The following is a 25,964-nucleotide window of genomic DNA, read 5'->3' on the forward strand; positions in this document are numbered from 1 at the left end:
CATGGTTAGATTTCTACTGGCCCGACCCATTGCGGTATTCATGACTTTTTTGGCTTTGATGGTTTTCTCCTTCATTGTCCTGAGAACTTTGCCCATTTCCTTGTTGCCGCCTATCGATGTGCCTCAGATCGTGGTAAAGGTGAGCTATCCCAATGCTTCTCCGGAAGCCATCGAACAAAATGTGCTTTCCCCGATTCGTGAAGGGTTGATCACATTAAATGGTTTGGAACAAATGGACTCCAAATCCGGCTCCGAAGTCGGGACGATCAATCTGACCTTTGAGTATGGTACTCAAATGGAATTGGCCTACATCGACGTGAATGAAAAGATAGACCGCCTCAGTAATTCCCTACCCGAGGAGCTTGCCAGGCCCGAGGTGATTCGAATCAATACTTCTGATATTCCTGTGGCTCGGGTTCAGGTGGTGCCGAAGGAAAATATTGATGATATAGAGGTGAGCTTACTCGCGGAGAATGTCCTCAAAAAGAGAATAGAGCAATTACCCGGAGTTTCACTGGTGGACATTAATGGGAAGAAAGATCGCATAATCACCGTAAAACCGAATGAGGAAGCCTTGTCCGCACTGGGGATGACGCAGGAACAAGTGATTTCCGCCATCCAATCCGGTAATTCTGAACTTCCAGGTATTTCTGTCAAGGATGGACAGTTCAGGTATTTTCTACGTCTTGCCACTCGGGTAAATACTCCATCCGATATAGAAAGCCTGCCCGTAGCTGCCCCATCCGGAGCTATTATTCCTCTGAGAAATCTAGCTCAAGTCTCCTATGAGGCCGAAGAAATGCTAGGTTATCATCTTTTTGGTCAAACCGAATCACTGGTCATTACCGTCCATAAGCAGGCTTCCGCCAAAATGAATGAGCTCATTCCTGAGCTAAAAGATGCCATTGAATTATTCAGAGAAGATTACCCCCAAGTAGAATTTGAGCTGACTCAGGATCAGTCAAACCTGCTCAATGCAGCCATTGACAATCTGAGTACCTCCTTGCTTTTTGGTGGGGTTTTCGCCTTCGCGATTCTATTTATTTTTATGAAGGATTACCGAATTCCGATCATTATCGGGGTGAGTCTTCCTTCATCACTTTTGATCAGTTTTCTGGTTTTTTACTTCACTGATCTTTCCATCAATATCATTTCTCTTTCTGGACTTGCATTGGGTATTGGTATGTTGATTGACAATGCGATCATCGTGCTTGATAATATCACCCGTAAAAGAGAAAGTGGACTTTCACTTTTTGAAGCATGTATTTCGGGCGTAAATGAAGTGATGGGAGCGCTGATTAGTTCGGTTCTTACTACTCTTGCAGTATTTGTTCCGCTGGTTTTTCTTAGTGGTATTTCCGGTGCTTTGTTTTTCGATCAGGCGGTAGCCGTGGCATCGATTCTATCTGTATCCCTTGCAGTGGCTTTTATCCTTTTACCCATGCTCTACTTTTTCTTTTTCTCCCGGAGCAAAAAGGTGGAGGACGGAAGTGAGAGTCGATTCTTTAGTGGAGTGCTAAAGCTTTATGACTCGGGATATGAAAAAATAATGGCTAATCGATCCGTGTTTCTCTTTCTTTTTGCCATTCTGATTCCTCTGGGACTGCTGATCAGCCAGATACTGGATACAGAAGGTTTGCCAGAAATAGAAAAGTTGGATGCTACCTTAGAAATCGATTGGAGTGAGCCTATTTCTGCCTCAGAAAATAAGAATCGGGTTTTGGAATTGATGGGGCTTTTGGCGGACGAATATCAGCAGGCTGAAGCCGATATCGGGGTGAGGCAGTTTTTGCTTTATGGAGGAGATAACTCCATCCAGCAATCGCTTTTGTATTTTCTGTTTTCCAGCACCGATGCTAAGGACGAGGCATTGAGGCGTCTGGATGATTATATCAAGTCGAACTATCCTGCAGCAACCTTTTCCCTTGGAGATGCACCCAATGCCTTTGATCAGCTATTCAATTCAGCTTTGCCATACTACGAAGTGAGATGGAAAGACCTGGAATCCAAAGAGCCTGTTTCCGAAGGTCAAATGGGGCCTTGGCTCAGCCAACTCCCGACTTCAGAATGGGAGAGAGGTCCGGGTCTCCAGACAGAGGCTTCAGTGGTTTTCACACTTCGGGCTGATCGCCTGGCCACATACCAAATCCCCATGGAGACGGTACAGGATTTGATTTCGAGGTTATTTGGAACGTTTACTATTACAGATATTCGAAGATTTGGAGAGATTACCCCGATCAGATTAAAAGAATCTCAGGACAGATTTGAAAACCTTCTGCAAAACACCAGAGTATATGCCTCCGATTCCAGCTCCTATATTTTGGATGAATTTGTAGATTATGAGTACGAAGATCATTATAAATTCGTCACAGCCGATAAAGGAGGGATTTATCAATCGGTGTATGTCACGGAGGAAAATCCTGAAGATCTCGAAAGCGATTTTATCCGCTGGGGACAGGAAAAGAATCTTGGAATAGAAGTGGTGGGGCAGTATTTTAAAGATCGTGAGAATATCCAGCAATTGATTGGGATTTTAATGATCTCAGTGCTTTTGCTTTATTTCATTTTAGCAGCTCAGTTTGAAAGTTTCATTCAGCCATTGATTGTGGTTTTCACTTTGCCCCTAGGCATAGGTGGAGCATTTCTGGTGCTTTGGCTGGCTGGATCATCTCTGAATGTGATGTCGGCGATTGGTCTGGTGGTGATGCTGGGAATCATGGTGAATGATGCGATTCTGAAAATTGATACCATCAATAGGCTCAGAAAAGAATATGCAGAAGGGGGGGAGATGACAAAAATGGAAGCTTTAGAAAAAGCCCTGCATAGGGCTGGACAGATTAGGCTTAAGCCTATCTTGATGACATCGATTACCACCATCTTGGCTTTGGTACCCATTATTTTCAGTTCAGGTCTTGGGGCAGATTTGCAAAGACCCCTTGTGGAGGCGGTTATTGGTGGGTTGACTATTGGAACTGTCACCGCACTTTTCTTTGTGCCTTTGGCTTACTGGTTTTTTACTTCTAAAAAGAAACTGAGGGAGGCATAAGATGACAGCATTTCGGATCTTGATCGTTTTTGTGCTCCTGTCCATTTGTGGATTTGCTGTGATTCCTTTACTGTCTGTGGACTTGAATCCCAGAGAACGAGAGCCGGTGTTGACGATCAGCTATGGTATTCCGAGGTCTTCTCCAGAAATCATCGAAAAACTAGCCACTTCACCATTGGAGGGTACTTTCAGCCAGCTGTCTGAGCTGAATAATTTGGAGTCTGTATCGAATTATAATCAGGGAAGTATTACGCTTCGTTTTGACAAGGAAGCAGATATGGAGCTCAAAAAGTTTGAGGTGGCTTCGATGATCCGGCAGGTTTATCCGCAAATGGATCAGCGGGTTTCCTATCCTCAAATTAGCCAGTCATCTGATCGGAATCGGGATGTCAGGAATCCGATTTTAACCTATTCTGTGAATGGCCCTTTTGCATCTTTTGAGATCAAAAAGATTGCTGAGGACGTGATCAAGCCAGCGGTGACGCGATTTGAAGAAGTGGAAGAAGTCACGGTTAGAGGGGCAAATGATTTGCAGCTGTATGTGACTTACGATATTCAAAAGATGCAGGCCTTTGGGGTCACCCGTGGTGAATTGAGCAATAAAATTAATCAAGCCTTTGGTCGCTCTTACCCGGGTGCTTTGGTAAATGGGGCCGGGGAAACGCTTTTTATTGAGATTGATCGCTCACTGAAAAGTATGGATCAACTGGAAACTCTTCCCATCAAGCAGGTGGATGGGATGGATATCAGGCTTCGGGATTTGGCCGAGCTGACGCTCGAAGAGGCTGAACCTTCCAGTTACTATCGAATCAATGGGAATAATTCTGTTACTGTTTCGATTTTTAATAGAGACGGAGTAAATAAGGTTTTGCTTGCACAAAACTTAAAAGCTGCTGTGGAGGATACAAAAGGTCTTCTGCCTGCAGGTTTTGAAATTCGATTGGAAAATGACGATACAGAGTTTCTGGAAAAAGAGCTGGACAAAATTTACAAGCGTTCAGGTCTTTCCATTCTTATCCTGATTGTTTTCATCTTTCTGATCAACCGGAATGTCAAGTATTTGACTATCCTTTTCTTAGGGATTATAGCCAATCTCAGCCTCTGTGCTATCGTACTTTATTTTCTCAAAGTGGATATTCATTTGTATTCACTGGCTGGCTTGACCATTAGTTTTGGTCTGATCGTGGATAATGCCATCATCATGATCGACCATTTGCATAAGCACAAAAACAGAAGAGTATTCTTGGCTTTGCTTGCTGCTTCGCTCACTACGATTGCGGCATTGATGATCGTATTTTTCTTACCCGAAGAAGACCGGAAGAACCTAACGGAATTTTCTATTGTGGTTTCGGTTATGCTGGGAATCAGTCTGTTGATTGCGCTGTTTTTTACCCCTGCATTTTATCAGGTTCTTTTTGGAGAGTCAGTGAGCAAGGGTAGACAGCTAACCATTCCAAAGCTCAGAAGACGGGTTAAAGCTTTGCATAGATATCAGGCCACGGTGGCCTGGACGGCCAAATACCGAAAGACCTTTATTGTTGCGATTATTCTTCTATTTGGAACTCCAATTTTCTGGCTGCCTGCTACCTGGGAAGACAAGGACTGGTACAATAAAACGGTCGGAAATACTTTCTATCAGGAGGAGATACGACCTTATGTGGATATTGCCCTGGGAGGATCTTTGAGGATGTTTGTGAGGGGAGTTTTTGAGAAGAGTTCCTACCGTGAAGCAGAAAAGACCCGCTTGTATGTGATGGCCAGATTGCCTTTTGGTAATACTCTGGACCAGATGGACTTCATCATGCGGGAGTTTGAAGAATATCTGAAGGGAGTGGATGGAATCGATCAATTTGTCACCTATGTCATCTCAGGTCAGCGAGCACAGATCATCATCACTTTTACAGAACAAGCTGAGAAAGGGCCCTTGCCGTACCAATTGAAAGGTAAACTTTCTGTTAAATCGACCGACTGGTCAGGAGCACAATGGAATATTTACGGGGTGGGACAAGGATTCTATACTGGTGCCGGTGGAGAAGGTATTCCTAATTTCCGTGTGGAGATGAGAGGGTATAATTTTGATGAGCTGGAAAGGCAAACCCAGATTTTGGCTGAAAAGCTACTCCAGCATAAGCGTATTCAGGAAGTAAATACCAATGAACGTCTCAGCTACTCCGAGCAAAAAACGGAAGAGTATGTTCTTCGCCTGGACCAAAACCAGATTGCTCTGGGTCAGACCAACCAATTTGAAGTGATTAATGCCTTGCAGGATATGTCTAAACCTCAATCCGCTAGTGGGTATTTGGCATTGGATGAAAAGAATTATGGGGTCATCATTCGAGAGGCAGATTCAAAGAACTTTAGCAAGTTTGACTTAGAAAAGACGGGCTTGATCGGTGGCGAAGACCGGATTTACAAGGTTGCGGATTTTGGTACTTTGACAAAAGAAACCACCACAAATGCACTGCATAAGGAGAATAGACAATATATCCGTGTGGCGTCCTTTGAATACATGGGCTCTGCGAAGTTTGGGAATGAGTACCTGGATGAGGTTTTGGAGGAAATGAAGGTGAGCATGCCGATAGGGTATGAAGCTAAAAAGCAAAGCTGGTCTTGGGACTTTGATAAAGCCAAAAGGCAATATGGATTAATCGGTTTGTTGATCATCGGGATATTTCTGATCTGCTCTGTGCTTTTCGAAAACCTTAAACAGCCGCTTTATATCATAGCTATCATTCCGATTAGTTTTATCGGGCTTTTCCTGATATTCTCACTATTCGATTTTTACTTCGATCAAGGAGGCTACGCGGCATTCGTCATGTTGGGAGGCTTGGCTGTGAATGCCGGGATTTTCATCATCAACGACCTGAATAACCGAAAAACGGGAGATTATCATAGAAATGTATTGAAGTCTATAGCAGGAAAGGCGACCCCTATTTTGCTGACCGTTCTTTCTACCTGTTTTGGACTGGTGCCCTTTTTAATTGAAGGCCAAAACGAGATTTTCTGGTTCTCTCTTGCGATTGGGACCATCGGTGGATTGGCTTTCAGTATGGTGGGAGTGTTTTGGGTATTGCCAGTTTTGCTGTGGAGGAAAGAAGCAGCTTTGGCGCAGCCAAAAGAAACCAAAGCAAGGAAATCGCGCTGGAAAGGATTTAGAATGTTTAATAGAAAAGGTCGTAAACAATAATCCCCACAGAGAAAGTCAGGAACTGAAGCTGGCCTCGCTGAAAGTCATAATTAAAAACTCCTTCATCTGGAAGATAGGTCACGTCTCCTCTGGTAAGGAATTGAATCTCATTGCTGCTTTGATATGTGGCTTTTAACTCAAACTTGACTCCCTGATCAAAGATTTCAGCTGGAATCTGCAGGCCGGCCCCAACTCGATACGCCAAGGCCCACTGAGTATGATCAGTTCCCGCTTCAAAGGCCTCTTCCTCGATTGTGGCTCGAATTTTATATCGAGTATATAAGTAATTACCTCCAAACTGAGCTTCGATAAAGGGGGTGAGTTTTGTGTTTACCATTGGTAAGTATCTCATCACCAGCATTCCAGTTACGATGTTGTTATTCCGGCGAAGTCTCAGTTCATCAGTAAATCCGGGAAATAGGTCGGTCCGTTTTTCCAGCTTGCTTCCGTAGATGCCATAGCCAAATTCTACCCCAATCTGAATAGGCTTGCTTTCGAATTCATAAAGCATAAATCCGGTCAGAGATGGATAGGTGAAACCACCAACATCATTTCTCAGGTCTCCTATGCTGGTACTTGAATTTAGATGGCCTCCAGCCAAAAAGAATTGGGCGGATGCAGACTGGAAAAGTCCAACGGTGAATAAAAGGATAAAGAGCTTTTTCATAAAAGGGTAATACCCTTCTTACGACTTTCTCCGATTAAAAAGTTGCAGAAAAATCAGTTTTCCACCCTTCGTCCTTTGTTATAGATGGGAATTTGAAGTCCGAAATAAGCATCGGTACTCCTTGAATTTTTCGATAAGATATTGGTAAGTAGGGAACCAGAACCAAGAATTACGGGGCCAAGACGAACCCCAAGTCCCCATGAAAGTCCTTCTTCATATTGCCGGTAGCTAAGTGGGGAATAAACAGCGATCCATCCTGATTCAAATCTCGGGGTTACGCTTATATTATTGGTGATTTTGCTTACCGGTATTTCCTTGTGATCCCTAAGGCTTATGGAAGCATGGGCGGATAGATAAAATTTATTCGTCAAGGCAAAATCTCCAAAAATCTGTAAGGAGGTGGGCATGGCGAGTGATTGATCACGAATTTCTTTGGAACCCTGGTAATTTTCATCGAGGACCTCTTCGATACTCTTATCGTCGAATTCATCGAGGGCTATTCTCGCGTTCATGTTATAATCTGTCTCTGAAAAATCTTTGTAGTTTATTCCGCCTATGTCCATAACGGATATTCCACCTCTAAAAACATAGCCATCACCATATGCTCGATCACGTTTATCCTTAATCTCAAAAATAGCCCCTAAATCCACTCCAAAACCGGAATTAAAACTCCCAAATGAAATTTCTCCACTTTCTACCCCATCAGTGAATCCATAATCTAATTGGCCGGCTGTGGTGAGTGTGTCTGTGACCTGAAAGTAAACGGCTCCTAGGGTTTCACTAGAAGTAGTTACGCCACCAGCTCCGAAAAGGTATTTAAGAGTAGCGGCACCTTTTAAGGTTACCGATTCATTATCTAGAAGCACCCTGCCGTAGGTTCCTCCTATTTCACCCCAGAGGTGGGTAATTCCGTTGACATCCCTCATCAGAACCTCAAATTGACTGGCGTCATTTTCATTGTCATAAATTGCTTCTAGAAATTCGCCGCCAATATTATTCAAATTGAAGAAGGTTCGAACTCTTGTGCTGATGGCAATGCTGTGTTTGGGACTTAGATTCATTTGAAATGAAGGCCCGAGGATATCGACGTTGCCTACGAAATTATTATCAGGCTTAGCATTTATTTCTGAAGAGGCCGATAATTCATCTAAACTCCTGATTTTAGAAATATCAGAAATACTTACACCTATGTAATCATTGCCAAAGTAGCCACTGAAAGTAAATACGTTCACCTCAGCCTTGAGTCTTGGGTTGATTACGTTCGCTGGATTCAGGGTGAGGCCTCTAATCCCAGCTCTGTTATCTATTTGTGCTCCTACCAGAGTCTGAGAAATTGACTTTTGGGTAAAGCCTAAAAAAACTATAACCAAAAAAAGAGTCAGGTATTTCATTAAAAATTTCATGCTGTCGGGTTTTAAAAATTGGTTTTGTGTTTGATTGCCTAGAAATCAGAAAGCTCTTTTAATTTATTCCTAAATCGATCCAAAGGCAAAAATTGCTTCTCCAAATTTCCGGCAAAAGGCACCGGAGTATCCAGGCTGCCTTCACGCATTACCGGTGCATCCAGATGTTCAAAACAGTGTTCTGAAATCCAGGCACAAATCTCTGCCCCAATTCCCCCAGTCAGACAGTCCTCCTGCAGGAAAATCACTCTTCCGGTTTTCCTGACAGTGGTTTCTACAGCATCTTTATCCCAAGGTAATAGCGTCCGCAGATCTAAAATATCAGCACTTAACTTTAGCTCATTTACCACATCCTGTGCCCAGTGAACTCCCATTCCGTAGGTGATAATTGAGACATCGCCTCCCTCCTGGATTAATTTCGCTTTTCCTATTTCAAGAGTATAGTAATCTGTAGGCACAGGTCCACTTATGGAACGATAAAGCCCTTTATGCTCGAAAAACATGCACGGGTTTGGATCTTCGATGGCTGCCGCCAAAAGTCCTTTGGCATCTGCAGGAGTTGATGGATAAACGATTTTTAGCCCCGGAGTGTGAAAGAACCAGGCTTCATTGGATTGGGAATGAAAGGGTCCTGCACCCATACCTGCACCGGTAGGCATTCGAATGACCACGTCGGCATTTTGACCCCAGCGATAATGAATTTTGGCTAGGTTATTTACGATTTGGTTAAAGCCTACGGAAACAAAGTCAGCAAACTGCATCTCCACCATAGCTTTCCACCCTTTGATGGACAAACCAAGACCAGCCCCAATAATTGCGCTTTCGCAAAGCGGCGTATTTCTTACCCTTTCCCCTCCAAATTCTTTTTTGAAACCATCGGTGATTTTGAAAACTCCACCGTAATCTCCAATGTCCTGACCCATCAAAACCAAATTCTCATGCTTTTGCATGCATTGGTAAAGACCTTCAGATATGGCATCTACGAATCGTTTCTCTTCAGATTTCTTTCCAGGCGAAACCAAACTGGGTGTATGACTTGCGTAAATGTCACCCAACTCTTCTTCAAGCTCAGCTTCAATGGCGTTCTCAGCATAAGCTACTTTTAAGCCTTGATTGATTTTAGCTTTGATCTCCGAATCAAATTCAGACTTAGTTTTCTCATCCAGTATCCCAATGCTCTGCAAGTATGCTCCGTAATTATCCACTGGATCAAGATTTCCCCACTCTTCCATCAGATCTTTTGGGACGTATTTGGTCCCTGAAGCTTCCTCATGCCCTCTCATTCGAAAGGTGATGGCTTCTACGAGCACTGGTCTCGGATTTTCTCGGATGTCATTGGCAATTCGGCGGATCGTATCATAAACTTCCAGAACATTATTCCCTTCCACCCTTACCGTTTCGATTCCATATCCAGGACCTTTTTCAGTGAAATTTTTAAAGGCAAACTGCTCATTATTTGGCGTGGATAGCCCATACCCATTATGCTCGATCACAAAAATCACCGGTAATTTCCAAACTGCCGCCACATTTAGCCCCTCATGAAAATCACCTTCTGAGCTAGCTCCATCCCCGGAGAAAACCAAGGTCGCTTTTTTATTATTCTCCAAAAGGTTTGCTAAGCCTATTCCATCTGCAATCGCAAGCTGAGGCCCCAGATGAGAAATCATTCCTACGATGTGATGGTCAATGCTCCCAAAATGGAATGAACGATCACGTCCTTTTGTGAAGCCAGATTTTTTTCCCTGAAACTGTGCAAAGAGCCTTTCTAATGGGATGCCTCTCCCAGTGAAAATCCCCAAGTTTCTGTGCATGGGAAGAATGAATTCATCTTCTTCAAGTGCATTTACCGCACCAATGGAAATGGCTTCTTGGCCCCATCCACTAAACCATTTTGAGATCTTTCCCTGGCGAAGGAGAATAAGCATTTTTTGTTCAATTCGCCTTGGCAAGAGCAAGGATTTATAAAGATGGAGTAAAGTCTCATCAGAGTAGTCCTTCCGATCAAAAGTAAGTCGGGAGTTAATGGTTTCCGTGGGCATGAAGTGGATTGAATTGGGATTACCCATTAAAGTTAATCGCTCCATTTAGCTTTGCAAGGCAAGAACCAGACTTATGAAACCACGAACCAAAAAAAAGCAAAGCCCCGAAACCAGGTCGGGGCGAAAAATAAATGCAAGGAGTTAAAAAATTTTGCTGTACACTCAAAAGTAGAGATCACGGCCCTTGAAATGGGTATTGCAGCCGTTAAGGTTAGTTTATGATTAATTTACTTCATTAATAAAATGGTAATAACCCAATTATATGATTGGGGAAAACTGATTGAATCATTGAATTTCGGCTGTTTTGGCTCTGAAAAAATTAACCTTGGGATAACAATTGTCCTCGGATGGCCTTCTTTTCTGAATAAGTCTTTGTCATGGAGCGAATGGCTGATGATCATGGACTTTTATCTACCTTTGTGGAAAATAAAGAAGGAAATTTGTGAAGACGAAGACGCTGAAAAAGGATAAGGTCAATATCGTGACCATGGGATGCTCAAAGAATCTGGTGGATTCTGAGGTTTTGCTCACCCAATTAAAAGGGAATGGAATTGATGCAAGACATGAATCAAATGCGGATGACAATAATATCGTCATCATCAATACCTGTGGGTTCATAGATAATGCCAAGCAGGAGTCCATTGATACGATTTTGCAATATGCCGATGCGAAAGAGCAAGGAATTGTAGATAAAGTTTATGTGACCGGCTGCCTATCTCAACGCTACAAGGATGACCTTGAAAAAGAAATCCCTCAGGTGGATGCGTTTTTTGGAACCAGAGATCTCCCAGCCATCCTGAAAAAGTTCAAGGCGGATTATAAGCATGAGTTGGTGGGGGAGAGGTTACTAACTCATTCGGCTCATTACGCCTACATGAAAATTTCTGAGGGATGTGATCGACCGTGTTCTTTCTGTGCCATTCCGCTGATGCGTGGAGGACATGTTTCTCGACCCATTGAAGAGCTGGTGAAGGAAGCAGAACATAAAGCCGCTCAGGGAACCAAAGAATTACTCTTGATCGCTCAGGACTCCACATATTATGGTTTGGACCTTTACAAGAAAAGGAATCTGGCCGAGCTTCTTAGAAGACTTTCCGATGTGGAGGGGATAGAATGGATTCGACTTCATTATGCCTATCCAACAGGCTTTCCCATGGATGTGATTGAGGTGATGAAAGAGCGATCGAATATTTGCAATTATCTGGATATTCCTTTACAACATGGCTCCACAGATGTGCTCAAGGCTATGCGCCGCGGAACTTCCAGGGAGAAGCAGGAAAAGCTCATTCATGACATTCGTGAGCTAATACCAAAGATCGCGATCAGAACTACATTAATCGCAGGTCATCCAGGAGAAGGAGAGAAGGAATTTCAGGAAATGGTGGATTTCGTGGAGCGCATGAAATTTGAAAGGCTGGGAGTTTTTACCTATTCCCATGAAGAAAATACACATGCTTTTGGAATGGAAGATTTACTTCCTCAGGAGGAAAAGCAGAGAAGAGCTAATCACCTGATGGAAGTCCAGGAGCAAATTTCCTTTGACTCAAACCAGAAAAAAGTAGGTCAAAACTTCAAAGTACTGATTGATAAAAAAGAAGGGGGATATTTCGTGGGACGAACCGAGTTTGATTCGGTGGAAGTGGATAATGAAGTTTTGATTGATGCTTCCAAGTTCTACTGTCGAATAGGAGATTTTGTGGAAGCAAAAATTACCGAAGCCTCGGAGTTCGATCTTTATGGAGAGGTGATTAGCTAGACCAATGAGCCCTGCTTCTGGAGAAGCAGCAACTCAATAATTAATGATTCCCTAACCCGATAGGAGTGGTACTTTATCGGAGACCTTTTATTTTTATCAGATGAAAAAAAATCTGTTATCATTCTTTTTTATCCTACCCTTTATGGTTCAGGCACAATTCTCATATGACCTGCAGGGGCACCGAGGTGCGAGAGGGCTCATGCCGGAGAACACCATCCCTGCCATGATCAAGGCCATGGATTTGGGGGTCACTACACTCGAGATGGATTTAGCCATTACAAAGGATGGGGAAATAATTCTATCGCATGAGCCTTTTATGAATCCGGCTATTTGTCTGGATCAGGATGGAAATGAAATTGAGAGGGGAGATCACTCTTTCAATATTTTCCAGATGACCTTTGAAGAAATTCTGGCTTTTGACTGCGGGAGCAAAGTTCATCCCGGCTATCCTCAACAAGTTAAGTTTTTTGCGACTAAGGCCTTACTGAAAGACGTCTTTGCGGTAGCTGAGAAATATGCAGAGGATATGGGTTATCCAAAACCCAGGTACAATATTGAAATCAAAAGTTCACCTGAAGGAGATGGGATTTATCATCCCGTGGTGTCTGAATTTTCAGACATGGTGGTTAATTTGATTTCTGAAGAAATTGGATGGGAGCGAGTGAATATTCAGTCTTTCGATTTCCGGGTTCTTCAATACATTCATAAAACTTATCCAGAAGTGCCCTTGGCGATGCTTGTAGAAAACGCTTCGAAATATAAAGAGGATCTCGATGAACTGGGTTTTCAGCCTGAGATTTACTCTTCCTACTTTATTGCATTGACGGAAGATATCGTCAAGGACCTTCAGTCCAAAGGTATGAAGGTGATTCCTTGGACCGTGAATACTTCAGAGCAGATGCAGAAACTTTTGGATATGGGCGTAGACGGTATTATTACCGATTACCCGAATTTGGCTAAAAATTTAGATTAGGCTTCCTTCAACTTATACCGAATCAAAACCAAAGGGGAGTTTATAGAAAGATTCGAAGTGAAGTCCGAGAATTTACCAATTGGTTTATCTTCATATCCCTCGTAATGCTCCATGAGGTATTGGGGTTCCACTAAGGAGTACAGATAATTATCATCCAGATGAAGTATAGGCATATATGGGTATCCACCATCAATATCATTTTCGATTTTTGAAAAGGTCACCGTAGAATTGTCAGTTTTAAAGTAAAGCAGATTGACCCATTGAGATCCGCTTATCAATGTTGTGAAAAAATAGTTTTGGCTTTCAAGAAGATTTGGTAAATGAAAAAAGTATTCATTTCTAAGCTCTTCCGGGAAATCACCTTTATACTGATTGATTAAATCCCTAGGCATATGATCTTTTTTTCCTGTAAAATATCTTACCTCTCTCATATTCAACTCTTCGTCAAAAACATATACAGAATCTAAGAAATTTGCAGAAAATAGAATTTCATTGTTTAGAAAAGTGAGGTTATTTCTTTCAGTGAAAAATGGAAGATTCAATTTTTCAGATCCACAAGCTATCCTTTCTACATTGCCAGATTCTCTGTCCCACATCCATAGTATGGATTCACTGTCAGGTCTTTCAAAATTTGGATGTAGACTTTTTGGCATATAGGCAACGTATTTAGCTTCGGCGAAACTTGCGATTTTTCCAAAGGAGGCTGGAATTTTAGTTTCCTCAATAAAATTTCCATTAAAGTCATAGCTGATTAACTTTCTTAAATCCAGAATTTCAACAAATTCTTTTTCACGGTTGATAGTGAAGTCCAATATGGTCTGATATTCTCCAGGTCCTCCGCCAAATCTATCGATGTTGACCAACTCTCTAGTCCTTAAATTTACTATAGATAGAGTTCGAGTTAATTCATAATCACCCAGAAAAATCAAATCACCAAATTTCTGCATCTTGTCAATTTGAACAGCGCTGGTATTTTCCGGTAGGAGCAAGTAATCTACCTCGGAAACAAATTGGCTTAATTTTTCGGTTCTGGCTTCCGGAAGACTTATGGATTTTAACCGATTAATTTCGCCATTTTGTTTATTTGAGCAATTATGACTTAGTAATGCTATTAGTAAAATTGCCGTAATTGAAAGATGGTTATGGTATAATTTCATTTGAATAGGACAGGGCTCGATAGTTACATCAATCCGGTTTTTTCAAAACTATAAATTCTTTTGTCTCTTTTTAAATTTAGGTAAACTAAGCAAGAGTTTTTTTTTTGAAGGCCGTTTTTAAGGGTAAATGGATTCATTTGGTGATTTTATCAAGACTTGGCTACTTAGCCATAACATCTTACTTTTGAAGCAAATTGCTTAGAAGTTTAAATGAATTTAGTTGAAGTGACTACTCCGGCTCAGCAGCAGGAGTTTATAGAAATGGCCGTAAGGCTATATAAAAACGAAAAGAACTGGATCCGTCCACTCGATAAGGATATCGAAGGTCTCTTTCACCCAGAAACTAATAAGCTTTTTCGGCAGGGTGCCAAAGCCAAAAGATGGCTTCTCCAAGACGACAAAGGGCAGACTATTGGTCGGGTAGCAGCTTTTATCAATCCAAAAATTAAAGAAAAGCAACCTACCGGTGGGCTTGGGTTCTTTGAATGCATTGAGGATAAAGAGGCTGCATTTCTGCTTTTTGAAACCGCTAAAGAATGGCTTGAATCCGAAGGAATGGAAGCCATGGATGGCCCGATTAATTTCGGAGAACGAGATAAATGGTGGGGTTTATTGGTGGATGGCTTTTCAGAGCCGAATTACAATATGCCATGGAATTTTGGCTACTATCAGGACTTCTTTGAAGAATACGGGTTTAAGCTTTATTTCAAACAGTTTACCTATATGAGACCGGTCCAAAATCTGGGCTTCGATGAAAAGATGATCAAACGGGCGAATCAGATCATGGAAAATCCGGATTACAGCTTCAGATACATAAAAGGGAAGGAGCTAAAGGAAAAAGCGCCCGGTTATTTTATGGAGGTGTATAATAAGGCCTGGGCAAGGCACATGGGAAAATCCATTGCCTTGAAAGAGGCTACTCTTATGTTTAAAAAGATGCAGCCGATCATTGACCCAAGGCTGATTTATTTCGCTTTTTACAAGGATGAACCCGTGGGTTTCTTTATTCAGATTCCTGAAATCAATCAAATCTTCAAGCATGTGAATGGAAAAATGGATTTGTTTGGAAAGCTTAAGTTCCTTTGGTATAAGACATTCTTTCCACCCAATAAAATGCTGGGTTTGGTTTTTGGTGTGGTCCCTGAGCATCAGGGCAAAGGAGTGGAATCTGCGATGATCATTACTTATGATAAGATGAGTGGGAAATCTGATTTTCCTTATAAGACCATTGAAATGAATTGGATTGGAGATTTTAATCCAAAAATGATGAGGGTATGTGAGCAATTGCTCGCGGAGATATATAAAACTCATCATACCTATCGCTACTTGTTCGATAGGGAAAAGCCTTTTGAGAGGCATAAAATATTTGATTGAATTGCTAATTACGATTAAAGAAATGCGAGGAGGAGTCGAACTTCAAGTCTTCCTGCCTAATTGATGCCATTGAGAACGAAATGTCGAATTTCGAACGCGGAATCTCGAACAAAGAAGGGAGGCAGATGATCGAAGAAAAACTTACTCCCAGAAAAAATTAATTATTTACCAAAATAAATAAATGAAAAAATACGACGTAACCGGTATAGGGAATGCCCTTGTGGACATTGAGTTCAAAACAACTGATAAATTTTTCGCCGATAACGGCGTAGAAAAAGGTTTGATGACCCTGGTAGATGAAGCTCGCCAAAATGAACTTATGCGGGTAATTAATACCGCTGAGGCAAAGAAGCAATGTGGAGGTTCAGCAGGAAATACCGTCATCGCGGTGAACCAGTTTGGTGGAAATTCATTCTACTGCTGTAAGGTGGCCAATGATGAAATGGGCCACTTTTATATGAATGACATGAAAGAAAATGGGGTCGATCATAACCTCGATCCGGAGAAGCTTCCTGAGGGAATTACTGGTAAATGTCTGGTCATGGTTACTGAGGATGCTGAGCGGACGATGAATACTTACTTAGGTATTACAGAAACCTATTCACCTGCTAACATCGATGAAGCAGCAATTAAGGACTCCCAATATTTATACATAGAGGGTTATCTGATTACCTCAGAAAATGGGAAGGCAGCTATGAAGCATGCCAAGAAAGTAGCTCAGGAAAATGGAGTAAAGGTGGCCATCACCTTTTCAGACCCGGCTATGGTAAAATACTTTAGAGAACCTTTTGCTGAGGTTCTGGGAGATGGTGTAGATATGCTTTTCTCAAATGAAGAAGAAGCCATGCTTTTCACGGGAAAAGATAATCTGATGGAAGCCCGTGAGGAGTTAAAGAAATACGCTAAGCACTTTGTGATTACCCAAGGTCAAAATGGGGCCATGATTTTCGATGGGGATACCTTCATCGATATCGAACCTTATGCTACTGAAGCCATAGATACCAATGGGGCAGGAGATATGTTTGCGGGAGCATTCATGTTTGGAATCACCAATGGGCATAGTTACGCTTCCAGCGGGAAATTAGCTTCGATGGCTAGCTCAAAAATAGTGAGTCAGTTTGGCCCTCGACTTCAGTGGCATGAAGCCAAAGACATTTTGGCTAGGCTTGAACCAAGCTAAATTTTAGGATTATTTCACGAAAAAATTGACCTGTTAGAAACAATTCTTTCTTTTCATCACTTAATTTCACGTGTTCAAAATTTAGAAAGACTGAAACTTTTTTCAGTCATATTCGAATCCAACTGTAAATAAAATTAAACTAGAATAACCAATGCGAAAATCTACCTTCCTTGGGCTAATGGCATTTCTGATGACTTTGCCGGTTTTGGCTCAAAAAAAGATCGATTTCAAGGAATTTACCTTGGATAATGGTCTGCATGTAATCATGCATCAGGACAACAGCACACCCATTGTAATCACTTCAGTGCTTTACCATGTGGGATCGAAAAACGAGAATCCAGAACGAACAGGCTTTGCTCATTTCTTTGAGCATCTAATGTTCGAAGGATCAGAGAACATCGATCGTGGTCAATACATGAAAATCATTGAGAGCCGTGGTGGAACTTTGAACGCCTTCACCTCTAATGATATCACCTATTATTATGAGCTTTTGCCCTCAAATGAGTTAGAGCTTGCTCTTTATATGGAAAGTGAGCGTATGCTACACTCCAAAGTAGACATGACGGGTGTAGAGACTCAAAGAGAAGTGGTGAAAGAAGAGTACAGACAGAGATATGAAAATCAGCCTTATGGTACCATTCTTCCGGAGACATTAAAGCGTGCTTATTCTGATCACCCTTACCGATGGGCGCCAATAGGGTCCTTGGACCACTTAAATGCTGCCACCATCGAAGAGTTTCAGCAATTCTACAATGATTTCTATGTACCAAACAACGCGACGTTAACCATAGCAGGGGATATAGATTATGCGCAAACCGAGGAGTGGGTAAGAAAATACTTTACAGAAATTCCTATGGGCTCCAAGGAAATCTATCGCCCTAATGTGACTGAGGCTAAGAAAACTGAAGAAATCAGGGATATTATCTATGATAACATCCAAATTCCTGCTGTGATCCAGGCCTATAATCTTCCACCAAGAAATCACCCTGATTCCTACGCACTATCTATGCTTTCAACTTATCTAACTGGAGGGAGTTCATCTTTGATGACCAAGGAGCTGGTAGATAAGCAGCAAAAAGCTTTGGCGATAGCCGCTATTCCTCTGGAGCTAGAAGATGGAGGAATTTTTATCATGTATGGAATTACGAATATGGGAGTGGAGCCAGAGGCATTAGAAACTGAAGTGGATAAATTAATCAAACAGGTACAGGATGAAGGAATTTCTGATCAGGACTACGAAAAACTTCAGAACATCATCGAAAATAATATTGTGAGTGGGAATTCTTCCATGGCGGGGATAGCACAGAACCTTGCTGAAGCTCATGTTATTTTTGGAGATGCTAATTACATCAATCAGACTATGGAAAAGTACAGTCAGGTGACCAAAGCTGATTTACAGCGGGTAGCCAAAGAATATCTTAACCTTGATGGAAGAGTGGTTTTATACTACTTACCAAAGACTGAAGAAAGTACAACCGAAGAATAATCATCGATTTTAGAATTTGCGATAGACATGAAAAAAATATCTATATCATTAATACTTTCCCTTTTGATTTCGATGACTGGTTTTGCCCAGGTGGATAGAAGTCAATTACCGGAGGCCGGTCCAGCACCGGAACTTAAAATTGGGGAAGCTGAGACTTTCACTTTGGAAAATGGTTTGAAAGTTTTCGTAGTAGAAAATGACAAATTACCACGAGTTGCATTTACTCTGGTTCTTGAAAGAGATCCGATCTTCGAAGGTGAGAAGGCAGGTTACTTGGGCTTTGTCGGTCAAATGATGAGAGCAGGAACCACCAATAGAACAAAGGATGAACTGGATGAGGAGATCGACTTTATCGGAGCAAGCCTAAGTGCCGGCTCTACTTCTATGTTTGGCTCTTCACTTAAAAAGCATCAGGAGAAAGTTCTTGAATTGATGACTGATGTGCTTTACAATCCTATTTTCCCTCAAGAGGAGTTGGATAAGCTTAAGAAGCAGTCTTTAACCGGTTTGGCTACCACCAAGGATGATCCAGGTGCGATTTCGGGAAGACTTACTTCAGCATTGGTTTATGGAAAGGATCATCCGTATGGGGAATTCTCTACCGAAGAGACCATTAACAATATTGAGGTTGAGGACATCCGAAACTATTATGAGACATTTTTTAAGCCGAATATCGCCTACATGGCAATTGTAGGTGACATGAGTGTAGAAGAGGCTGAAGAACTTGTTACTGAGTATTTCGGTGATTGGGAACCAGGAGAGGTACCTAGCTTCGAATATGAAATGCCATCCGGAACGGATAAAACCATGGTCGGATTAGTGGATAGAAGTTCCTCTGTTCAAACAGTCATTGACGTGGTCCAGCCGATCGATTTGACCTTGGGTGACGAGAATTATATTTCGTCAAGGCTTTTAAATCAAATTTTTGGTGGTGGTTCATCGGGTCGTTTATTTCAAAACCTCAGAGAGGATAAAGGATACACCTATGGTGCATATTCCTCATTCAGCTCAGATGAGCTAGTGGGTCAGTTTTCTGCCAATGCTTCTGTAAGAACTGAGGTGACTGATTCTGCGGTATATGAGTTTGTTTCCGAAATTGACAGACTGTTGGCCGAAGGCGTAACTGAAGAAGAACTTGAATTAGCCAAGGCGAGCATCTCCGGATCTTTCGGAAGATCTCTTGAAAGCCCTTCTACCATAGCAAACTTTGCATTGAATACAGAGCGATATGATCTGCCATCTGATTACTATGCTACCTATCTTCAGAAGGTTGATGAGCTGACAATAGAAGATATTAACTCTACCGCTAAGGAGCTAATCGATCCAAGCAAGCTATACATTACGGCAGTAGGAAACGGTTCGGAGATCGCTGAGAAACTGGAGCGATTTGGTGAGGTGAAAATGTATGATAATATGGGGAATCCAGCCAGAGAGATTGCAATGGATGCAAGCATGACTGTAGATCAGGTTTTGGCAAATTATATCGAGGCTATCGGAGGAAGGGATGCAGCCATGGCAGTGAAATCCGCGAAGGTGAGTATGGACGCAGACGTGATGGGTAATGCCATTACGCTTACCTCTGTTTACGATGATGAGAATAAGCGATATGCTCAGAAAACCTCTCTTGCAGGTAATGTGATGCAATCTACTTCTATGGTTGATGGTAAAGGATCCATTTCAGCTCAAGGTCAGAATATAGAAATGAACGAGGCACAGTACAATGAGGCTCAAATGAGTGCATTGTTTATTCCTGAGTTGTACTATGAATCTTTAGGCTATGACCTTAAGCTAGACGGTGTAAAAGATGTAGATGGTGTAGATGCTTATAAAGTTATTGTCACCAATAGTGCTGGTACATTTATGACCAACTATTATGCAGTAGACTCAGGATTGAAAATCAAGAATGAAAATCCTAATTCTGGTGATACTGTCTTTTCTGAGTATGAAGAAAAAGATGGGATCCTGGTTCCAATGCTATGGACGATCACATCTCCAGCGATTCCTGTTCCACTCGCAGCTAAGGTCACCTCAATAGAGATTAACCCTCCGCTGACTGATGCAGATTTTAATTAAAGAGAAAGGAGCCGAATGGCTCCTTTTTTATTTGCTCCATTTTAAAAATAAATCATTTTTTTCCGCTAGCTCAATCGATAGGAGAGGAAAGAGATTTCTATCCTTTTTGGGATAATTGAATTGATATGTATTCCCATTAATTCGCTCGACTTGAACCCTGAGGGTTTTAGCAAAATCCTCTGCGCTGATTTTATCACCAATTATGATGTCTCTTTTAGCAATGGACATGGGATGGATTTGAGTAACCTTCGACTCGGAAGTAATAATCCCGAGTTCCGACCGGATAGGATCTTCTTGTCTAGTTTTTACTATTTCCAATCCTATGGAAGGCACAAGACCTTCCAGGTATTTTATGATGTCACCGGTGCTATCGATGTATTCCCTGTAGAAGTCATCCAGCTCGTCTGATATGTCGGAGTTTCTTTTTAGAAGCCTCCAAAAGGAGTTTTGGGAATAACCGGAGTTGGGTTTTCCGAACTTCTCCCAGGCTTGGGTCATGACTGAAGAGAGGCGCTTTCCTTGTGAAAGCAAAAGTAAATCCAGACTAAAGGCGATTAATGCTCCATGGGTATAAATGCTGGTTTTGCGATAAGGAATCCCTGTTTGGTAGCCGTCTAACCAAAGATCCAAACTGGAATTAAGGATGCTTTGGTGCTGATAGCCCTGTATCATGCTTTCCCTCTGAAATACCTTTGACAAATGTTTCAAATAAGTGGGTAGCTCATAAACTCCTGATTTTAATAAATACAAATCTCCCATATAAGTGGTGATTCCCTCAAGAATCCATCCTGCATCAGTGTACACTTCTCTTCCAAAATCATAAAGAATAAGCTCCTTTGGCCTGATTCTGCACACATTCCAAGCGTGATACAGCTCATGACAACTTACCCCCAGCAGATCTTCCATATTCTCTGATTTTTCTAATTCACTTGCTGGGCCATAGGTGATCACTGTGCCTTTTCTATGCTCGACACCATGATAATGCTTGTATGGAAGTAGTTGTAAAATAAAGTGATACTCCTTTTCAGGGAACTCCCCGAAATCATTGATTAAGCGATCCGTAAAAGCACAGAAGTTTTTTAAGAATGTCTTTTTATCAAAATGGATTTTACCCTTTATCCAAACATTAAAATCCACAGAAGCTACTTTATAGGTCCAATGAGTTAATTCTCGGGCTGCCAAAAAGGTACTATCCGCAAGTTCCTGAAAGCTTTGGGCCTGAAAAAGATTGTGCCTCAATTTTGTAAGAGTGCAAACTTTGGACTTAAAAAGTTTTTGATCAATCTCTACCTGAATCTCTCCGAAACTGACCCCGAGGACTTCCACACAGCAATTCACAAAATTGATATAAATCTGCTCCTCATCTATGTAGCATGAGCCGGCATCCATTTTTCCAGCAAAGTACTCATAGGAGACTTCGTACTCCTTATCGGCTTTCATATTAAATTGCCAAGAATTCTTTGCCAGCTTTTCTAAATAGACCTTTTCTCCTGACTGCCTTACGGCAAAGCTCCTGACGTTTTTAGCATAATCGGCTAGCTGATATCTCCCTGCCCTCCAGGCAGGAAACTGAAGCCCTAATTTTTGATCGAAAGGATTAGATATCGTCAAATTGACTTTTAAAAACTGAGTACTAGGTTCAGAAACAGTTATTTTATATTTGATCATAGTTTGAAAAGGACAAATTATGTTTTCAAGTTTGTATTTAAATAAATGCTATTTATCTTTGCAGTCCTTTTGGAGGCTTCAGCATCCGGGAGCAAAAACAGAACGCAATTAGTTAAAGATATTCGATCATGAAAAGAACATTCCAGCCTTCTCGCAGAAAAAGAAAAAATAAGCACGGCTTTAGAGAAAGAATGTCTTCTGCAAACGGAAGAAGGGTTCTTAAAGCCAGAAGAGCTAAAGGTAGAAAGAAACTTAGTGTTTCTTCTGAAAAGACATTGAAGAAGTAATTCTTTGCAGTTTTTTCGTATGTTCACATACGATTGAACTCCTTGCGATGAATTTCACACTTCCAAAGAGTGAGAGACTACACTCAGAAAAATTAATCAAGGAACTTTTTAACGAAGGTTCCTCTTTTTTTTTATACCCATTTAAGGTAATCCTTAAGACTGATTCATCAAGATCAGAGGGAAATCCAATGGTGCTTTTCTCTGCACCTAAAAAGAAGCTTAAAAAAGCCCATCAGAGAAATCTGATTAAAAGACGAATGAGAGAGGCCTACAGATTAAATAAACATATTTTAACTGGCTGTCCTCCAATCAATCTTGGCTTTATTTTCGTTTCTGAGGAGATTATGGAGTTCAAAAAAATCGAGCAAAGTATTTGTAAGATTTTGAACCGATTAAAACATGAAATTCTACATAGTAATGAAGAAAATACTTCCGATTAGATTCCTTCTTTCTGGACTTGCAATTGTCCTGATTTTGGGCGGAGCCCTAGCCTTTACCGTAAAAAACGATCGCCTTTTTATTCTTACAAAGAACATCGACATTTTCGCGACCTTGATGCGGGAGTTGGATTCTTACTATGTGGAAGAGATAGACGCTGATGAATTAGTGACCGTTGGGATTAATGCCATGCTTGAAGAATTGGATCCTTACACAGAATATATTCCCGAGGAGGAGTCAGAGGATTTCAGACAAATGACCACGGGAGAATATGCCGGAGTGGGGGCTCTTATCGGAAATCGAGGAGAAGGAAATATTGTCATCATGCCCTACACGGGTTTTCCAGCGCAGGATGCAGGGATTAGAATTGCGGATTTCTTGCTTAATGTTGATACCGTAGATGTAACCGATAAGACTACTGCTGAAGTTTCTGAATTATTGAGAGGTCCTGCCAATACGACGGTTCAAGTAAAGGTGCTGAGAGATCAGGATACATTGAATTTTGATTTGACCAGAAAAAAAATCGTCATCAGCAATGTCCCATATTATGGAAAGCTTGATGATAAGACTGGTTACATAAAATTGGCAGAGTTCACTACCAACGCTTCAGTCGAGGTTCGAAGGGCTTTTGAAGATTTGAAATCTCAGGGCATGGAGAGGTTGGTTTTAGACCTTAGAAATAACGGAGGAGGACTGGTAAATGAAGCAGTGGAAATAGTAAACCTTTTTATTCCGAAAGGAAGAGAAGTTGTAAAAACCATTGGCAAGCTTGAAACGGTGAATTATACCTACAAAACCACCAAGACTCCATTAGATAAAGATATTCCTCTGGTTGTACTAATCAATGAATCAAGCGCCTCAGCTTCTGAGATTGTAGCTGGTGCTTTACAAGATTATGACAGAGCTGTTTTAGTCGGTAGGAAGTCATTTGGGAAAGGTTTGGTTCAGACCTCATTGCCCCTGACTTACAATGCACAGGTAAAAGTTACCACAGCAAAATATTACATTCCAAGCGGGCGATGCGTTCAGGCAATTGATTATGCACAGTCAAGAGAATCTGGTGAGATCAGTACGATACCTGATTCGCTTCGGAAAGAATTCCAAACAAGAAATGGGAGGGTAGTTTTGGACGGTGCTGGAATAGAGCCTGATGAGCAAGTAGACCCAAGAAAATATGCTCCTATTTCCTACACCCTTGTGGCGGGTAATCATATTTTTGATTTCGCTACTGAGTATTATTATAAAAAGGAGCCTGTAGACAATCCTAGAAGTTTTGCTATTTCTGATGAGGATTACGAAGAATTTGTAAAGTTTCTCGAAGGCAGAGAATATGACTACACTACCTATGTGGAGAAGTCGCTTGAGGATTTAGAGAAATACGCCGAGAAAGAAGAATATTTTGACGAAATAAAAGAAGAGTTGGAGGCTATTAAGTCTAGGGTTAATCACAATAAGGAGCAGGATTTGATTACCCATCAGGCGGAAATCAGGAGAATTATTTCAGGAGAAATTGCTTCTAGATTTTTTTTCCAAGAGGGAATGATTGCTTCAGGTTTGGATTATGATGAGGATATTGAGGTGGCAATGAAGTATTTGAATAATCAGGATCTCATGCAAAATATGCTTACCGCATCCGCAAAATAAGATTAATGGCATTAATCCTTTCCATAGAGACTTCTACTACAGTTTGCTCTGTAGCCTTGCATAGAGAAGGTGAGTTATTACAATTAAATGAGACTGATGAAAAGAATGCCCACTCATTGAAATTGATGCCTTTTGTCGAGCAGTGCTTAAAGGGGGAGAACTTATCCGTTCAAGACCTTGAAGCTATCTCGGTCTCCTCTGGTCCTGGTTCATACACTGGTTTAAGAATTGGCGTTTCCACGGCTAAAGGATTGGCTTATGCCTTGGACCTTCCAATTATCGGTGTTAGCGCCATGGAGTCCCTAGCAAAACAAGTTTTCAATAATGGAGTGGAAACAGGTCATATTATACCTGTTTTGGATGCAAGAAGGATGGAGGTTTATTTCCAGGTCTTTGATTCGAGTCTTAGTGAAATAGGGGAAACAGGTTCTTTGGTTTTAGAGCAAAGCTCTTTTTCGAACCTATTGAATGAAGGACCTGTTTATTTTGTGGGTGATGGAATCGCAAAAACTAAGGAATTGATTGATTCTCAAAATACGGTTTTTGTAGATGGGTCTATTTCCGCAAGAGAAATGGGAGAAATTGCTTGGAAAAAGCTTCAGAGGCAGGAGTTTGAAGACACTGCTTATTTTGTCCCCAACTATCTTAAAGAATTTAAGGTGCTTAAATCGAAGAAAAATCTACTACTGAAATGAGTGAAATTGTAAATAGAGTAGCGAATAGTTCTCTGGTTACTATTGATCTGGAGGAGCTTTATTCTAGGGATAAAATTGTTTTGTTTGATTTGAAGCCATTTCTATTTCAGGAATTAATTCTGAAGGAAAAAGATTTCAGGGCTTCCTTGAAGCAATTGGATTGGTCTGAATACAATGATAAACTCGTGGCAGTAACCTGTACCGCGGATGCCGTGGTCCCAAGTTGGGCATTCATGCTGGTGGGTACTTATTTAAAAGGTATAGCATATGACTTCGTGCTGGGGGATAAATTTGAAGCAGAGAGATCTTTGGTAGATCACGTTATTGACGAGATAGATGTCGAAGATTTGCGAGATAGACCGGTGATCATTAAGGGCTGTAGTCAATTGCCTCATTCACTTTATGCCCAAGGCGAATTGCTTAGCAAAGTGATGCCTTATGCCAGGTCTGTGATGTATGGAGAGCCATGCAGTACTGTTCCTCTTTATAAAAAGCCAAAGGCATAATATTTTTGCAGTGTTTGTCTTGATTGTTTTGGTTAATAATTAGCCATCAAGTAAGTTTGCAGTCCCAAAAAAAGAAAGTGAATCTGGAAGTTGAGATGTGTTCGGGGGTAATTCTAGATTCTTGTAAATTATTTTAAACTTTCTTTTTGCAGATGTAAATATTATCCCGATATTTGCACTCGCATTTGGGGAAAATGATCCTCACAAGTTCTGATAAATGATCAGAAACAAGTTCTTTGAGATGATGTAAGGCGAAAACCTGAGTGTTTTTAAGGTATAGTTTAGGCTATGACTTAGGGGCATGAAGAAATAGGAAAAGAGAGACAATAAGTTAATAGACAATTTACAATGGAGAGTTTGATCCTGGCTCAGGATGAACGCTAGC

The 25,964-nt window shown here is 41.3% G+C and carries 18 protein-coding genes; 13 read left to right on the top strand and 5 right to left on the bottom strand.

Annotation, left to right across the window (positions count from 1 at the left end):
- The first annotated feature begins 1 nt into the window (after position 1).
- On the top strand, positions 2-3,046 hold the full coding sequence (locus QVH07_RS15010; RefSeq protein WP_290001888.1) for an efflux RND transporter permease subunit: 3,045 nt from the start codon (positions 2-4) through the stop codon (positions 3,044-3,046).
- A 1-nt stretch (position 3,047) separates the two neighbouring features.
- A complete protein-coding gene (locus QVH07_RS15015) occupies positions 3,048-6,233 on the top strand; it encodes an efflux RND transporter permease subunit (protein WP_290001891.1) in 3,186 nt (1,061 codons plus the stop codon).
- On the opposite strand, the gene QVH07_RS15020 is transcribed toward QVH07_RS15015, so the two are convergent.
- From QVH07_RS15020 to QVH07_RS15030, 3 genes are read right to left on the bottom strand one after another with little or no spacing between them, the layout of a single operon-like run.
- Positions 6,208-6,900 carry an outer membrane beta-barrel protein gene (locus QVH07_RS15020; RefSeq protein WP_290001893.1) on the bottom strand — a complete coding sequence of 231 codons (693 nt, stop codon included), beginning with the start codon at positions 6,898-6,900 and terminating at the stop codon, positions 6,208-6,210. The genes QVH07_RS15015 and QVH07_RS15020 overlap by 26 nt on opposite strands.
- Before the next feature lie 53 nt (positions 6,901-6,953).
- Complete coding sequence (locus QVH07_RS15025; RefSeq protein ID WP_290001895.1) at positions 6,954-8,303, bottom strand: DUF5723 family protein; 1,350 nt, start codon at positions 8,301-8,303, stop codon at positions 6,954-6,956.
- Positions 8,304-8,341: 38 nt separating this feature from the next.
- A complete protein-coding gene (locus QVH07_RS15030) occupies positions 8,342-10,342 on the bottom strand; it encodes an alpha-ketoacid dehydrogenase subunit alpha/beta (RefSeq protein ID WP_290001956.1) in 2,001 nt (666 codons plus the stop codon).
- A gap of 442 nt (positions 10,343-10,784) precedes the next feature.
- On the opposite strand from QVH07_RS15030, the gene rimO reads away from it, so the two are divergent.
- Positions 10,785-12,098, top strand: a complete 1,314-nt coding sequence (rimO, locus tag QVH07_RS15035) for a 30S ribosomal protein S12 methylthiotransferase RimO (protein ID WP_290001896.1) — start codon at positions 10,785-10,787, stop codon at positions 12,096-12,098.
- Positions 12,099-12,198: 100 nt separating this feature from the next.
- On the top strand, positions 12,199-13,071 hold the full coding sequence (locus QVH07_RS15040) for a glycerophosphodiester phosphodiesterase family protein (protein WP_290001900.1): 873 nt from the start codon (positions 12,199-12,201) through the stop codon (positions 13,069-13,071).
- Here the strand turns inward: QVH07_RS15040 and QVH07_RS15045 are convergent.
- Positions 13,068-14,228: a DUF4934 domain-containing protein gene (locus tag QVH07_RS15045; RefSeq protein ID WP_290001902.1), complete on the bottom strand. Its 1,161-nt coding sequence runs from the start codon at positions 14,226-14,228 to the stop codon at positions 13,068-13,070. The two genes, QVH07_RS15040 and QVH07_RS15045, sit on opposite strands and share 4 nt — an antisense overlap.
- Before the next feature lie 210 nt (positions 14,229-14,438).
- Here QVH07_RS15045 and QVH07_RS15050 point away from each other — a divergent pair, with 210 nt between their 5' ends.
- The 4 genes from QVH07_RS15050 to QVH07_RS15065 all read left to right on the top strand — a co-directional run bounded on the left by QVH07_RS15050 (position 14,439) and on the right by QVH07_RS15065 (position 20,341).
- Entirely contained in the window at positions 14,439-15,602 is a 1,164-nt protein-coding gene (locus tag QVH07_RS15050) for a hypothetical protein (protein ID WP_290001904.1), read from the top strand.
- Positions 15,603-15,783: 181 nt separating this feature from the next.
- Positions 15,784-16,782: an adenosine kinase gene (locus QVH07_RS15055; protein ID WP_290001907.1), complete on the top strand. Its 999-nt coding sequence runs from the start codon at positions 15,784-15,786 to the stop codon at positions 16,780-16,782.
- 151 nt (positions 16,783-16,933) lie between these two features.
- Entirely contained in the window at positions 16,934-18,268 is a 1,335-nt protein-coding gene (locus QVH07_RS15060) for a M16 family metallopeptidase (RefSeq protein ID WP_290001912.1), read from the top strand.
- 27 nt (positions 18,269-18,295) lie between these two features.
- Positions 18,296-20,341, top strand: coding sequence for a M16 family metallopeptidase (locus QVH07_RS15065; RefSeq protein ID WP_290001913.1), 2,046 nt, complete (start codon positions 18,296-18,298; stop codon positions 20,339-20,341).
- Between the two features lie 27 nt (positions 20,342-20,368).
- Here the strand turns inward: QVH07_RS15065 and QVH07_RS15070 are convergent, their stop codons facing one another.
- Positions 20,369-22,009 (bottom strand): M61 family metallopeptidase, encoded by a 1,641-nt coding sequence (locus QVH07_RS15070; RefSeq protein WP_290001916.1) that lies wholly within the window; start codon positions 22,007-22,009, stop codon positions 20,369-20,371.
- A gap of 128 nt (positions 22,010-22,137) precedes the next feature.
- On the opposite strand from QVH07_RS15070, the gene rpmH reads away from it, so the two are divergent.
- Genes rpmH through QVH07_RS15095 form a run of 5 tightly spaced genes read left to right on the top strand, consistent with a single transcriptional unit; the run spans position 22,138 to position 25,579 of the window.
- A complete protein-coding gene (gene rpmH / locus QVH07_RS15075) occupies positions 22,138-22,296 on the top strand; it encodes a 50S ribosomal protein L34 (RefSeq protein WP_084421262.1) in 159 nt (52 codons plus the stop codon).
- A 47-nt stretch (positions 22,297-22,343) separates the two neighbouring features.
- Positions 22,344-22,736 (top strand): ribonuclease P protein component, encoded by a 393-nt coding sequence (gene rnpA / locus QVH07_RS15080; protein ID WP_290001931.1) that lies wholly within the window; start codon positions 22,344-22,346, stop codon positions 22,734-22,736.
- Positions 22,696-24,378 (top strand): S41 family peptidase, encoded by a 1,683-nt coding sequence (locus QVH07_RS15085; protein WP_290001933.1) that lies wholly within the window; start codon positions 22,696-22,698, stop codon positions 24,376-24,378. The genes rnpA and QVH07_RS15085 overlap by 41 nt, the downstream gene beginning before the upstream one ends.
- 5 nt (positions 24,379-24,383) lie before the next feature.
- Positions 24,384-25,073, top strand: a complete 690-nt coding sequence (gene tsaB, locus QVH07_RS15090; protein ID WP_290001935.1) for a tRNA (adenosine(37)-N6)-threonylcarbamoyltransferase complex dimerization subunit type 1 TsaB — start codon at positions 24,384-24,386, stop codon at positions 25,071-25,073.
- The gene (locus tag QVH07_RS15095; RefSeq protein ID WP_290001940.1) at positions 25,070-25,579 is read left to right on the top strand and encodes a DUF2480 family protein; all 510 of its coding nucleotides are present in this window, start codon (positions 25,070-25,072) and stop codon (positions 25,577-25,579) included. The genes tsaB and QVH07_RS15095 overlap by 4 nt, the downstream gene beginning before the upstream one ends.
- The last annotated feature ends 385 nt before the right edge of the window (positions 25,580-25,964 follow it).

The organism is Algoriphagus sediminis (assembly GCF_030403435.1).
In the GTDB taxonomy this organism is placed as follows: domain Bacteria; phylum Bacteroidota; class Bacteroidia; order Cytophagales; family Cyclobacteriaceae; genus Algoriphagus; species Algoriphagus sediminis.